The 13,501-nt window shown below is 34.2% G+C and carries 13 protein-coding genes; 10 read left to right on the top strand and 3 right to left on the bottom strand.

All coding sequences use genetic code 11. The annotated features are described in order from the left end of the window. Window positions 1-3,543: a hypothetical protein gene (locus tag U6A24_RS16630; protein ID WP_324181119.1), complete on the bottom strand. Its 3,543-nt coding sequence runs from the start codon at window positions 3,541-3,543 to the stop codon at window positions 1-3. Between the two features lie 45 nt (window positions 3,544-3,588). Then, window positions 3,589-4,848 carry a hypothetical protein gene (locus tag U6A24_RS16625; RefSeq protein ID WP_324181118.1) on the bottom strand — a complete coding sequence of 420 codons (1,260 nt, stop codon included), beginning with the start codon at window positions 4,846-4,848 and terminating at the stop codon, window positions 3,589-3,591. A 725-nt stretch (window positions 4,849-5,573) separates the two neighbouring features. Between U6A24_RS16625 and U6A24_RS16620 the strand changes: the two genes are divergently transcribed. From U6A24_RS16620 to U6A24_RS16575, 10 genes are all read left to right on the top strand, one after another. After that, window positions 5,574-6,158 (top strand): TetR/AcrR family transcriptional regulator, encoded by a 585-nt coding sequence (locus U6A24_RS16620; RefSeq protein WP_324181117.1) that lies wholly within the window; start codon window positions 5,574-5,576, stop codon window positions 6,156-6,158. 37 nt (window positions 6,159-6,195) lie between these two features. Then, window positions 6,196-6,666: a hypothetical protein gene (locus tag U6A24_RS16615; protein ID WP_324181116.1), complete on the top strand. Its 471-nt coding sequence runs from the start codon at window positions 6,196-6,198 to the stop codon at window positions 6,664-6,666. 8 nt (window positions 6,667-6,674) lie between these two features. Next, window positions 6,675-6,995 (top strand): DUF3817 domain-containing protein, encoded by a 321-nt coding sequence (locus tag U6A24_RS16610; RefSeq protein WP_324181115.1) that lies wholly within the window; start codon window positions 6,675-6,677, stop codon window positions 6,993-6,995. A gap of 2 nt (window positions 6,996-6,997) precedes the next feature. Further along, window positions 6,998-7,360 carry a rhodanese-like domain-containing protein gene (locus U6A24_RS16605; RefSeq protein ID WP_324181114.1) on the top strand — a complete coding sequence of 121 codons (363 nt, stop codon included), beginning with the start codon at window positions 6,998-7,000 and terminating at the stop codon, window positions 7,358-7,360. Further along, complete coding sequence (locus U6A24_RS16600; RefSeq protein ID WP_324181113.1) at window positions 7,357-7,590, top strand: hypothetical protein; 234 nt, start codon at window positions 7,357-7,359, stop codon at window positions 7,588-7,590. The genes U6A24_RS16605 and U6A24_RS16600 overlap by 4 nt, the downstream gene beginning before the upstream one ends. An 18-nt stretch (window positions 7,591-7,608) precedes the next feature. After that, entirely contained in the window at window positions 7,609-8,550 is a 942-nt protein-coding gene (locus U6A24_RS16595) for a GlxA family transcriptional regulator (protein ID WP_324181112.1), read from the top strand. A gap of 106 nt (window positions 8,551-8,656) precedes the next feature. Then, the gene (locus U6A24_RS16590) at window positions 8,657-9,730 is read left to right on the top strand and encodes a DJ-1/PfpI family protein (protein ID WP_324181111.1); all 1,074 of its coding nucleotides are present in this window, start codon (window positions 8,657-8,659) and stop codon (window positions 9,728-9,730) included. Window positions 9,731-9,738: 8 nt separating this feature from the next. Then, complete coding sequence (locus tag U6A24_RS16585) at window positions 9,739-10,452, top strand: DUF4386 domain-containing protein (RefSeq protein WP_324181110.1); 714 nt, start codon at window positions 9,739-9,741, stop codon at window positions 10,450-10,452. After that, the gene (locus U6A24_RS16580; protein WP_324181109.1) at window positions 10,452-11,681 is read left to right on the top strand and encodes a DJ-1/PfpI family protein; all 1,230 of its coding nucleotides are present in this window, start codon (window positions 10,452-10,454) and stop codon (window positions 11,679-11,681) included. Before U6A24_RS16585 ends, U6A24_RS16580 begins: the two co-directional genes overlap by 1 nt. A 7-nt stretch (window positions 11,682-11,688) precedes the next feature. Beyond that, complete coding sequence (locus U6A24_RS16575; protein ID WP_324181108.1) at window positions 11,689-12,948, top strand: DJ-1/PfpI family protein; 1,260 nt, start codon at window positions 11,689-11,691, stop codon at window positions 12,946-12,948. A gap of 161 nt (window positions 12,949-13,109) precedes the next feature. Here the strand turns inward: U6A24_RS16575 and U6A24_RS16570 are convergent, their stop codons facing one another. Next, window positions 13,110-13,328: a hypothetical protein gene (locus tag U6A24_RS16570; protein WP_324181107.1), complete on the bottom strand. Its 219-nt coding sequence runs from the start codon at window positions 13,326-13,328 to the stop codon at window positions 13,110-13,112. Window positions 13,329-13,501 lie beyond the last annotated feature (173 nt).

The following is a 13,501-nucleotide window of genomic DNA, read 5'->3' as shown; positions in this document are numbered from 1 at the left end:
TTATTGCCTGATTTTAATTGGATTCTTAAATGTGTACCCTGAAGAAGTTCCCCTGATATTGCCGGGGAGTATATATTGGACGTTCACCCGATATTTGCCATATAACATAAACTTATAATCTTCAGACAGAATACTAAGCTCTGGTGCACCACTTGCTATCAATCCTCTGGCATAATCATTATTTACGCGATCTCGAATATCTAAGAAGTCTTTGAAATATACATAAGGAAGATTATATCGGAAAGGGAAACGGGTTGCCCTCCAGTTGCTATGTGTATCATTTTCCAAAGCACTTAGATAATAACTGGATATCGCCAATGCTTTTTTAGGGATGTACCCATAGGGCTCTGCATTTCTGGTAAGACTATATCGTGTATTCGCTTTATACTTGCTATACAATACTGGGTTAATATCTTCACCAAAATATCGGTCTTTTAAATCTGATTCTATTGCAATTAAAGGTGTGTTTTCTGTGTAGGTATTTCCTTCTAGTTCTGCAATGTCAAATCCTTCGTTATTATCAACTTTAGAAGATAAATAGATCACCGTAGAATTGATCTTACCCCAATCGTGATCTGCCACCTTTAAATCATTAATTTTATCTTTAAAGGTATTGTAGTTACTAGTTTTAAATGCATAAGAAAGGCGATCTATCTCTCCTTCCTTTAACACGTTTTCTGCTACATTTTTTCGTATTTCAACAGTGTTACCTTCTTCTAACTTCTTCGTCTCTGTAGCACTTTGATTTGTTGAAGTATTTCTAGAATTTTTGGTAGTACTTACAATCATCATGGTATACCCCGTGTCCTTTTGCAAATCAGGAAGACGATAGGATACTTTGTTGTCTGCATTCGTATAGTTAAAAGCAGATTGCTTTTCCTCACCGCTTAGATCAATATACTTCACCTCACTTTTCCATTGGGTATTGTCAAAAAGATAATCTTGTCCCCGCCTCAGTTGGATGTATCCGGTAGTATATTCATTTCTATAGAAGTGTTGTTGGGCTACTACCGGGTATGAATACTGGATGTTATGTAAAGGAATATGATCTGGAGCTGTACCTGTAGTAAAATTACGTTCTTCCTTTTCAATGGCTTTTTTACCATCGACCATTACCGTTTTATACACTCCATTCACACGCTCTTGAAAACTCAACGCTACCAATACTTTTAACTTGGTGTTGGGGGGTAGAATATCTTCAGAAATCAACGTAGCTCTATCGTTCATACGTCCCCATTCGATGTCTGCTACGATTTCTTTTCCGGTTTGATCGGTAATCATAAAGGTATCTAAGATTACTTTATAGGTCTTATCGCCATCATCTTCAGGAATAACAATGGGTTTGTTGACAGGCATCGCAAACGCAGCCTGTGGTGCTGTAAACACATCTATATTATCAGAACCATCTTTTGGAGTAAGATCAGTGATCATTTTAATTCCTCCCAATGGAGCTACATTATCCAATACGCATTCTTCTCCCAAAGTGACTTTTAATCGGAACCTGCCTTTTACCAATCCTCCTAACAAATCGTAATATCCTGCCGCATATCCCTTTAACCAGAAAGGATTTGGCCCCTTGGCCTGCATTAAAACAGCTGCTCCTCCTTTAATGATCGGTATTTTTTTACGTACAAAGAATAGTTTTATGTTAATTCCGAGTTCCCCTTGCAAATACGCATAGGCTTGCCCGTTGGCATACCACCCATTGATACCAATACGATCTCCGGTATTTACACAACGTGCTGATCCATAGTCTTTGACCATGATATCAAAACCTACTCCTGCTCTAAAACGCGCATACAACAATAAAAAGTTAATGTCCCCAGTATCCATCTTGAAGTTTGTACCAAAGGCAAATCCTTTTCCTTCACCCAAAGCACTTTCATCACGCATATAATCAAGCTTTGCCAAATCCACACCTAGAATATCTGCTACTTCTGGAGGTGGTGGCGGACTCCCAGGAATCCTATCCCCGATCATAAAATATGCTCCGGTTTCCAAGCTCACTGGGCCAATACCCATTCGAAGGCCCAGACGATCGGTAGGGGTTCCGATATGGATATACCATTCTGAAGGAGCGAAGTGAAAAACTGCCCATCCCGCTCTGCCTTCAGGGCCAATACCACTGACCATTCCATCAATGAGTGAAATATAGATGTTAGATTCCCCATGTAATGTTGAATTTCGGAAGTCGTAAGAGATATTTAGATCTGCTTTTATACTGGATTTTGCAAATTCCTTTTTAAAATCCACTACTTGTATTTCGGTTTCATCGGGGGTAATCTTATTTAGAAATTCTGGTAATCCCAATGCTTCTTTTAATGCTTTTAAATCCAGTCTTACTGATACATTTGCACCGATCGAAGCAGATGCCATAAACTCACCGGACCCATCAAACCCGATTCTATTTAAACCACCATGTTTATTGAATAACATACTAAACATGATCTTTCCTCTAAAAGCTTGAGTCCCTTGCATGGTTAAAAAAGCCATCGCCCTTAGATCTAAACCGACTTCGTTATTAGGTACATATCGAATCCCCGAAAGGGATAAGCCAATATCCTGAGAAGCCATATTTTCTTGTGAAGTATCAGTAAAAGCATGTTCTGCTCGTTCCATATTATACGATAAGCCTCCTCCAATAGCAGACATGCCCACTGGTGGAATAATGGGCACTGTGGTAGGTAAGACTCCTATAAAATCAACATAGAAATAACGATAGCCATCTTTATTTCCAAATAATCCCTTCGCTTCGATCAAACCTTCAGTATCAAACATATCCAGAGATAGTTTACCCATGAACCCATCATTGTATTCCTGGTCTCTCTCGAACAATGCCAATGCACCAGAGAATCCTACTTTTCCCACTGTGGCATCGATCAAAATCTCAGAAAAATCAGTTTTGTCATATTCCCATCGCTGTCGGTATTGTTCTTCTTTTAATTTTCCATAGATGCCTAATCGAGAGGTTGCTGCAAATCCTTTACTTTCTTTATTCATTAGATTGATCATCAGGTCAAATTCGACACCTACCTGGTAATCATTTCCTGTAAAGGCAATATCGGCTATGGAAACCGGAAAATTGGCAATCTTTACTTCATCACGATACCCAAAATAACCTACCTGAATTACCGGAGATTCTGTTTGAAGTACTAAATTCTGAAATTCAATCCCTTTAAATTGAATGGCATGCTTTTCTTCATATCCTTGCGCATTAGTGACTGTATAGTCTTCACCTTCATGTATTAAAGATTCTTTTTGGCTTGTAGAAATGGCCATACGACCATTTAAAACTGCTACAGGTCTAAAATTACCATCAATAACATTTAATTGTACTCCTGAGTTAGGTAATAACTGCGCCCTGGCTTTGAATATATCAAAAGATACTGTATCCAAGGTAGATACGGTGAGGGAATACTCATCTTCCGAAATGATACCAACATATGTCAATCCGAATTTTTTCTTGCCTTCTTGTTGACCGGATTGTTCTACTTTCTTAGAAATGGGCAGTAATATTCTCCCGGTCAGATCAGCACCTATCAATTTGTTGGAGGCAATCTCGACACCAATTCTATCTACAGCATATTCCTAGGCTTTAGTGGTAGAAGTTCTTCCTTCATCTAGCGGGATTACGTTTTCGGCAGAAAAATATCCCGAAACTCCATAATTATCAATAATTAAGTTGGCAGCTTGAAAACGAACTCGTTGCTTTGTGGCAATGCTATTTTTGGTTTTAAATTCGTCGGGTAATCCAATTTCTAAGGATTGTACATACACCCCTCTCCAGGACTCTGGGCTGGGTACTAGCAAATTTTTATCATGGTAATGTTGCGGAAAGTTGACATTTTCAGTCCTTAAGTCACTAAAATCAAAAACCGCCTGATTTACAGAAAATATAAATTTATCTGGGTGATTAGTCAAAACAAAGGGAGAAAGACTGATATCAACGATCATATCGTTCCAATCGGATGCCACGGCTCTAAATGCTCCGGTAACTCGATTAGGAATCTGGATTGGATTTCGTAAGCCTCCTTGATAAGTGGTGGTTTCAGGTTGAGGCTCTCCGTTGGATCCTACAGGTAAGAGCATATTCCTGGAAAATTGTACTTCACCCTCTATACTCATTTCTTTGACACCATCACAGGTAATGGTTACATAGGTTCTATTAGCCGTTTGCCCTGTTTGATAATCGAACCCTCCTTTAAGAATCATCAGCCAATTTCCAGCATTGAATGGTATAAACATATCGCCTAATAATACCAGATTGGCATCCCCTATGATTCCTCCTTGGTGAGACAGTTTTACATTATTGGCTCCAAAGAATAATTCTATAGGTAACCCTTTTTCATCGGATTGTGGTAGAATTATTTTTACAAATACTGTTAACTCTGTAAAGTCTTTGGTAAATCTTGCCTTTGTAAAACCCAATTGATATTCCACACCACTAACCTCCTTTTTAATCCCCACAGGTAACACCTGGATATTTTCATTTGAAAATGAAGAAATCCATTGTCCCGTACTATCAATCGCTCTAAAACTAGCCTGAGCTTCTGCTCGTGCATCGTTTACCATAGTAGCAACTGGAAATTCTCTATCAATTTGATCAAAGTTAAATTCTGACTCTGAAACGATTTTCATCGATGTTTGTAAGGGAAACTTTTGTTGTAGTTCTGGAAAGTGATTATATGAGGTATATACTGATTCTTTAACGGTATTGCCAGTTGTAACGGCCATAGAATCCTTTTCTGTATTAGGATACAGAAAAGGAATACATAGCAATAACAATATAAGGCTACAAGGTAGTTTTATATTAATAGGCTTTATTCCGAAACCATTGGTTAACAACATTATAAATATACTTTTAACAGTGTTTTAAGGTCAGATAATAAATAATGTAAGTGTAATGTGATTTTTATAATCACACCCAAGTGTTTTCCTTTATTCTATAATTATTTAAAGTATCTTCAGACATATTTCGAACCTGTCCTTAATCCCTTTAATGTTTTGTTAAATACACATAAAAAAAAGAATGTCAGTTTAGAATAAAAATAAAATGGGATAAAACAAGCTAATTATGGGACAACGCCATTTGATTCAATGAACACATAACAACAACAACTTCCTGGGAGGACTATTTTCGTTCATAAAAAGATCGCTGAAATTGCGAAAAACAGTGCCATTAAAACATAATCTTTACTATAGCCAATTACATCAAAAAGGGTATTCTAAATAATTGCCTTGTATAGTAACTTATTACGTTTGGATGTCTTTATAGATGAAATACACAGCAACAGTTTTTATCAAATAAGTTATCTAATCGGTTACCAAGCCAATATCACCAAACGCAACGTTTTGACTATAAAAACATAAAGAGAGAAGCGGGCTTCCTACCACCCCTACTAAAATTAATATTCAAAAACAGAACCTTGTAATTATAAGATTTACAAGGTTTTGGTTTTTTATCCTTATAAAAAATCTAAAAACCCATAATTAGTTTTTAAAAATTATAGAATATCATTTGGATTTATTCTGATAAAAGTACTATTTTTGAAAAACATACTACTTGGTAAGTTATGAAAAAAGGGCAAAATACTCGCTTTACTATACTTCAGAAAGCTTTTGAGATTTCATATCAAAAGGGTTATCAAGCTACCAGTGTTGATGATATTATTCACTTTACAACAGTAACAAAGGGCTCTTTCTTTTACCACTTTAAAAGTAAAGATGAAATGGGGCTTGCTATGATAAACGAGGTTATGTTTCCAGGAATGCGACAAGCACTGATAAAACCACTGGAAAAAAAGGACACGTCTAAAGCCCTACTATTCAAAATGATGAAGTCTATCTTACTCGAAGATCCTAATTTTGATCCTAGGTACGGTTGTCCAGCTGTAAATATTATTGAAGAAATGGCTCCTATTAATCAACATTTTAATAAGGCCATTGGTAAATTAATTGACGAGTTATTATCCAAAATAGAAAGCGTCATTGTTTTAGGTATTAAAAATGGTGAAATCGATAAAAATATTAAACCTAAACAAGCTGCTCACTTCATTATATCGGGTTATATGGGAATAAGAACTTTGGGTAAGTTATATGGCACCAAATGTTATGACATTTATTTAAAAGAGTTAAAAAATTACATTAATAGTTTATAATTTTTTTTGATTAAAAAACATACTAATTGGTCAGTTTATGAATATGTATGATACTGTTTTAGTTTTACATTCAATATTTAAATGGTTAGTGCTTTTGGCACTAAGTGTTTCTGTCCTAAAGTCCTATTTGGGATATGGTAACGACCATATCTTTAATAGTCTGAGTAATGGTTTAAGACATTGGACAGCAACAATTGCTCATATTCAATTAGTATTAGGTATTGTATTATACTCAAAAAGTCCAGTTATAAAATACTTCTGGAACAACTTCGATGAGGCCTCAGAAAATCTGAGTAGTACTTTCTTCGGTTTAATCCATATTATACTCATGCTTCTTGCCATTATTATTATCACCATTGGTTCTGCAAAAGCCAAAAGAGAACAATTGGATAAAGATAAATTCAAAACCATGGCACTTTGGTTTACAGTGGGCCTTCTAATAATCTTTATTGCGATTCCATGGCCATTTTCACCTTTGGCCAATCGACCTTATGTAAGAACTTTTTAAACATGAACATGAAACATTATTTTAACACAAACATAGGCAGGTTGCGAATATTAGCCTTTTTGGAAGGTATTTCTTTACTTTTATTGGTTTTTATTGCTGTACCAATAAAATACATACTTCTAAATCCTACCCTAGTGAAATGGGTTGGACAAATTCATGGTATATTATTCATTCTATTCATTTTTAACACTCTTAAAGTTGGTGTAGAAGAACGTTGGTCTTTTAAAAAAACGACATGGAAAGTAATTCTTGCATGTTTTATTCCATTTGGCACCTTTTATATAGATACAAAAATACTTGCCAAAGTTCACAAACCTAGCGCCCATTAAAAATGAAAAGAGCATTAGTTATAGTGTTGTGCATTAGTCTTATATATGCCTTATACAAATTCTACCAACAGACAAATATTGATCCTAGCCTTAAAAAAATAATAAATAAAGGAGCCATTATTATAGATGTTAGAACGAGTAAAGAATATAGTAATGGCCATATTAAAGAGTCTATTAATATTCCCTTAGGTGAAATAAGAGAACGATACACAGAACTAGACACATCAAAGACCTATATAACATGTTGCTCTCATGGTTTACGAAGTATTAGGGTAAAAAACCTTTTAAAAGAAAGAGGGTTTCAAAATGTATACAATGGTGGTATTTGGAAAGAATTAGAAAAAATAATTAACGAAACAAAATGATTTTAGTTTTTAAAACATCGGTTAACGATATAGAAGATGTAAAAGTTTTAAAGAATCAATTAAATAATTTCTCGTCTTTAATCAAATGGAATTTCGACTTAGAAGATATTGATAAAGTCTTGCGTATTGAGAGTATAAAAGATATCTCTCATGAAATTATAAAGTTATTACAAAATAATGGATTTAAATGTGAAGATATGGATTCTGGTATTATTTTCGAAGATGAATGATCATGTCTACATATGAAAATGAATAATATTAATAGAAAGGCCTTATTTGTAGTGCCTCCTAAAGTACATTTATTAGATATAAACGGCCCAGCACATATCTTTTATGAAGCAAAAGAATACGGAGCTAATTTGGAATTACATTTCATAAGCCCCATAAATGAAAGTAACACCAGCAGCAGTGCCGGATTAAAATTTCATGATTTAGAACTTTTTGAAACATTTCAACTTGGCAAAGAAGACTTTGTTGTTATTCCCGGATTGTATTTTTCTCTTCTCTCAGACAAAGCTTTTTTAAAAAAATGTAAACCATTTTTTGATTGGTTAAGACAATGCGATAAAGTTGGAGTGAACATTTGTTCGGTTTGTACCGGAAGTTTTTTATTGGCAGAAGCAGGAATTTTAAATAACAGATGCTGCACTACTCATTGGAAACGCATAAAATCTTTAAAAGAAAGATACCCCGATATTGATGTTAAAGAAAACCGCCTGCTCGTGATAGACAATAACATTTACACTAGTGCAGGTATTTCATCGGGTATCGATTTGGCAATATTCTTACTTGAAGAAAAATTCAGTCCAAAATTAGCAGCAGATGTCGCCAAAGAAGCTGTAGTCTATTTTAGAAGAGGGGAATACGACCCCCAATTGAGCATTTATCTTCAATATAGAAACCATCTTGAAGAACGTATTCATAATGCTCAAGAATTCATAATAAAAAATCTTAACAAACCATTTAATCAAACTGAAATTGCCGAGAATGTGAACATGAGCGTTAGAAACCTCACCAGACTGTTTAAAAAAGCTACGGGTATAACAATACATCACTATACAGAGAAATTAAGAGTTGAAAGAGCCATCAATTTGCTTGAAGAAAATAACAAGATGGAAATGGTTGCCGAAGAATGTGGTTTTAAAAGTGTTAGCCAATTAAACCTAGTATTAAAGAAGTACACAAAATAAAATCAGGTTCTTCTAATCAATTTCTTTTTTTGTCTTAAAATCACATAATTCTGTCCTTTCATTATAACCGCTACCCTATTAATTTTGATTGGTAATAAAAAATGAAATGGACAAACTTACTTATGCAATCTTAATCATACTCTTGCATGTATTCTCTTTTTCCATCAAGGCTCAAAATGATTTGGTTATATCAGATGAAAATGTTTATGTATGTCCGCCTTGCAATAGAAAATGTGATGATTTAGAATTTGCTCAACGCGGAATCTGTCAACATTGCAATATGAAACTCATTGAAAAAAAAGATTTAGAAAACTATCCTGAAGTGGGTCGTAAAAAAATTGGATTCTATCTTCAATCAGGGGTAGAAATACTTGATTTAGCCGGTCCTATGGAAGTATTTAATTATGCAGGATACGAAGTTTTTACTATTTCAAAAACAAAAGATCCAATATATGCACAAGGCATACTCAAAGTAATACCAGATTATGATATTTTGGATGCCCCAGAAGCTGAAATACTGGTGTTCTTTGGGGGTAATGCTATATTACCCTCAAAAGATAAAGAGCTTATAGATTGGCTTAAGTCTCAAAAACCAAAGTATTACTTCTCGGTTTGTAGCGGTGCCTTAATACTTGCAGAATCCGGCATTTTAGATGGGAAACAAGCCACAACATTTAGATATACCCTAGAAATTTTGGAAGATGAATATCCAAAAATAGCTGTTTTAAAAGGAGCCCGTTATGTCGATAATGGTAATATAATTACAACTGCAGGTGTTTCTGCAGGTATTGATGGAGCTTTGCATGTTGTTGCAAAACTAAATGGTCTGGCAGTTGCGGCTCAGACCGCATTTTATATGGAGTATGATTGGATTCCCAATCAAGTTGTAGCTTACCCCGAAGACGACCCATATATCGCTATGAACATTACCGAAACACTTAAGCAATATGAAGGTACTTTTTATTCTGAAGAGAAGATCGATTTACATGTTATTCTCAATAAAAAAGAAAAACAACTTTATTTAAATAGCGATGAAAAAAAAATCAAGATATATTATATCGAAAAAGATAAGTTCTTAATGTCTCATCCATCCCATATGCTTGAATTCACAAGAGATCAAACCGGGAAAATTATCAGCTTAAAATCAACTGAATACGCAAAGGAATTTAAAAAAAAGTAATGAATCTTATGACACAAGACATTAAGCTGAAGCACCAAAACATTGCTAGAATAACTGGTGTCATTTATTTAGGAATTATAGCATGTGGCATCTTTTCTGAAGCTGTGGTAAGATCTGGACTAATAAATCATTCTAATGGAGCTCAAACCTATAATAATATTTTAGAACATCAATCACTTTTCCGTTTAGGAATCGTAAGTGATATCTTGGTGCTCTTTGGAGATATAATTGTTTCTATTTTGCTTTATTATTTGTTGAAACCTATAAGTAAAATATTAGCTTTAATAGCCGCCTCTTTTAGATTAATCGTTGTAGCCATATCCGGAGCCAATATTTTTAATATGCTGTCTGTGTTATTACTTGTGAGTGGGACACGTTATTTAAACTCTTTTAGTAAAGAACAACTAGAATCGGCAATGTTATTTTTATTTAAAAATCACTCCTATGGATATGATGTAGCTTTGGCTTTCTTTGGTATACATTGCTTACTACTAGGAATGCTTATTATGAAGTCAAAACTCATTCCAAAAATGTTTGGGATTGCATTCATTATAACTGCTATTTGTTACTTCTTATTCAGCTTTGGGCGCTTTATTTTTCCCCACTTTGCGAATAGTTTATACCCATCAATTTTATTACCTCCTCTGGTTACAGAGTTATCATTAGCCTTATGGCTTCTTATTAAAGGAATTAATACCCCAAACATCAAATCTATCACATAATGAAAAACTATATTCTAATATATGCTTTATTAGCTTTTGAATTATTAAATGCTCAAACCAAAGACACTATAAATGTAGCCGTATTTCTTTATGATGGGGTTGAGTTATTGGATTTTTCAGGACCCGCAGAGGTTTTTGCGGCTTCTTCATATTATACTAACAGCTACCATTTTAATGTTTACACAGTAGCAAAAGAACCCCAACTTACATCTCAAGGTTTTTTAACCATTACTCCTAATTATAATTTCAATAACTCCCCAAAAACTGATGTATTAATCTTACCTGGAGGCAACGCTAATGATGCAATAAATGATTCATTAACCAAAAAATGGATTGTTAAAGAGATCAAAAACTCTACAGATGTACTTACTGTATGTTCAGGTATTTTCTTTTTAAAAGACCCCGGGTTTCTCGAGGATATAAAGTTAACTTCGCATCATAAAATAATACCCTTTTTAAAACAAACATTTGATCCGGAAGATGTAGTAGAAAATGTAAAATATGTAGACTCTGGGCAAATTGTTACTTCGGCTGGTGTTTCATCTGGCATCGAAGGAGCTTTTTTGACCTTATCCAAAATAGCGGGCTATGAAGTAGCCAACAGAACCGCAAGATATATGGAGTATCCTTACTGGCATATTTCAAATGGTAAAATGACCTATAGTATTACGAGTTTGGCTTCAAAGTTTCTAGCCAATCAAAATGATAAACCTAAATTTGGTGTTTTAGATGTAGCGGGGCATATTGCTTTAAGAGAAAAAAATCTTGAAGAAGCCATAAAATACTTTCAAAAAAATAAGAGCCTATACCCTTCTAGTGCATTATCCTATTTTAGCTTAGCCTCTGCATTCAAAAGAATTAATAAATGGGTCCCGCCAGTTTATGAAGATTTTATCAATGTCTTAAGAAATCAAGGAGCTAAAGAAGCCTTTAAAATTTTTCAAAAGACCAAATCCGTTTACCCAAACTGGGTACTTTTCACACTAAAGGACATAACGGTTAGAATTGACAATCTAATTAATCAGAAAAACTATAGCGAAGCTGAATTAGTCAGCAAAATGGCGATGGACACTTATCCCGAAAACAGCATTTCCTATGTTCAAAAAATTAAAATTCTTATTGAACTTGAAAAAAAAATCAAAGCACAGAAAACTCTCACTTTAGGTTTAAATAAATTTCCAGACAACAAAGAACTCCTAACATTACAACAAAAGTTAAATTCAAAATAACGGCACAATGAAAAAAGTATCACTATTAATGTTTATTGTATTATTTCAATTCTCCATTTATGGACAAAATAAATCTGATATAAAAAACATAGCCATTTACCTTCAGGATAATGTAGAAATATTAGATTTTACAGGACCTATGGAAGTGTTTATAGTCGCTGGTTTTAATGTGTATACAGTAGCAGAAACTAAGGAACACATGAAATCCATGAACGTATTAACAATCATTCCAGATTATGGGCTGGATGATGCCAATATTCCCACACCAGATATTATTACTTTTGTTGGTGGTGGTGATTTAAGTGAAGCCAAAAATAAAAAAGTAAAGGAATGGGCAAAAAACATGGCATCTGCGGCAGAAATTCAATTTAGCGTATGTACAGGTGCTTTTTTTCTAGCAGAAGCTGGACTATTAAATGGTAAAATAGCAACAACTTTTCATTCTGCTATCGATCTACTAAGCAATGATTTCCCAGAAATTGATGTAAGAGATAATGTTCGATTTGTTGATAATGGTAATGTAATAACTACAGCTGGTATTTCTGCAGGTATTGATGGAGCTTTACACGTTGTGGCTAAACTAAAAGGTACAAAATATGCCCAATGGGTTGCCTCTCAGATGGAATATGAAAAATGGATCCCAAATGAAGGGTTAATTGTAGAAAACACGTTTTTAAATACAATCGCATATAAAGGGTTTGATACTGCTATAAAAAATATAAATGAGTACAGCTTTTATAATGGCGAATTATTGAACCTTGCCAATAAATTGGAAAAGAAGGGAAACCTACAAGAGGCTCAAAAATGTATAGAATTGGCTATTTCAAGAATGGAAAACCCAAGTATAAAAACATACGATAATTTAAGAAGTGTTTTCAAAAAGCAAGGAAAGACTGTCCCTCCAACATCAGATCATTTTGTTATGATTCTAAAAAACAAGGGGATTGATGGTGTAAAAGAATTACACCATAAAGTTTCAAGAGAATTTAAGGGCTGGAAATATTTGGATGCAGATCAAATTATAAGAGTAGCTTATCTTGACTATTATCAAAAAGGTGATATAGAAACTGCTAAAGAGACATTGCATCTTTTGGATCAAATATATCCAAAAGACGCCTATGTAACTTATGTCTTGGGTTTATATTATGAAAGAAGCAATGATTTACCAAATGCAATAAAACTCTACAAGAAGTCCTTAAAAATGAACCCGAATTTATTTATGGCTCAAAACAAAATAAACTCCCTTAAAAAAGAAGGAAAAATCTAATACAGTACTAAAAAACTTATGCACCGAAAGTCTTTCTCTAGTAAACCATTTGTAAAGGCCACTACTGCAAATTATACAAAAACCAGCCTAAAAAGGCTGGTTTTTTTGCATTACATTTGTATCGCTATTTACATACATATGTTTGAACTTTTTTAGATGTTTTATGCCCAAACACCTCCGCCTCCACCATCACCTCCACATTGCACAGCATCATAGATAATAGCTGCACAATTTAGATAATTACCATTATTCAAGCGAGCGGTAGTACCACTACAACTATAGGTACATCGTTGTAACAAAAGGTGCCCTCCCTGTACATTTTTTTGTTCGTTTTTGTTGATTTTTTGAACTCCATCTACTTTTAAAATACTTTTTAACATAACTGTTTGTTTTTGAATTAACTTTCCCTTGATCATTTAAAGACACTCAAGGTTTTTGTCCGCAATCATTCACTTCTATCAAGCTAACTGAAAGAGGTGATAACTACAGGGCTAATGTATATATCCAAAACAAGATGAACGTTATGTTTTTTGAAGTCCTAGTCTATTTTCCG

Source organism: Aquimarina gracilis (assembly GCF_035285365.1).
GTDB lineage: Bacteria > Bacteroidota > Bacteroidia > Flavobacteriales > Flavobacteriaceae > Aquimarina > Aquimarina gracilis.
Note: the sequence above shows the minus strand (reverse complement) of the source record. Positions and strands in the feature narration are given on the sequence as shown.

Coding starts and splice junctions, on each gene's coding strand:
- U6A24_RS16595 (WP_324181112.1), top strand. CDS start 7,609: ATGAATAATATTAATAGAAAGGCCTTATTTGTAGTGCCTCCTAAAGTA.
- U6A24_RS16605 (WP_324181114.1), top strand. CDS start 6,998: ATGAAAAGAGCATTAGTTATAGTGTTGTGCATTAGTCTTATATATGCC.
- U6A24_RS16585 (WP_324181110.1), top strand. CDS start 9,739: ATGACACAAGACATTAAGCTGAAGCACCAAAACATTGCTAGAATAACT.
- U6A24_RS16575 (WP_324181108.1), top strand. CDS start 11,689: ATGAAAAAAGTATCACTATTAATGTTTATTGTATTATTTCAATTCTCC.
- U6A24_RS16590 (WP_324181111.1), top strand. CDS start 8,657: ATGGACAAACTTACTTATGCAATCTTAATCATACTCTTGCATGTATTC.
- U6A24_RS16620 (WP_324181117.1), top strand. CDS start 5,574: ATGAAAAAAGGGCAAAATACTCGCTTTACTATACTTCAGAAAGCTTTT.
- U6A24_RS16625 (WP_324181118.1), bottom strand. CDS start 4,848: ATGTTGTTAACCAATGGTTTCGGAATAAAGCCTATTAATATAAAACTA.
- U6A24_RS16615 (WP_324181116.1), top strand. CDS start 6,196: ATGAATATGTATGATACTGTTTTAGTTTTACATTCAATATTTAAATGG.
- U6A24_RS16610 (WP_324181115.1), top strand. CDS start 6,675: ATGAAACATTATTTTAACACAAACATAGGCAGGTTGCGAATATTAGCC.
- U6A24_RS16600 (WP_324181113.1), top strand. CDS start 7,357: ATGATTTTAGTTTTTAAAACATCGGTTAACGATATAGAAGATGTAAAA.
- U6A24_RS16570 (WP_324181107.1), bottom strand. CDS start 13,328: ATGTTAAAAAGTATTTTAAAAGTAGATGGAGTTCAAAAAATCAACAAA.
- U6A24_RS16580 (WP_324181109.1), top strand. CDS start 10,452: ATGAAAAACTATATTCTAATATATGCTTTATTAGCTTTTGAATTATTA.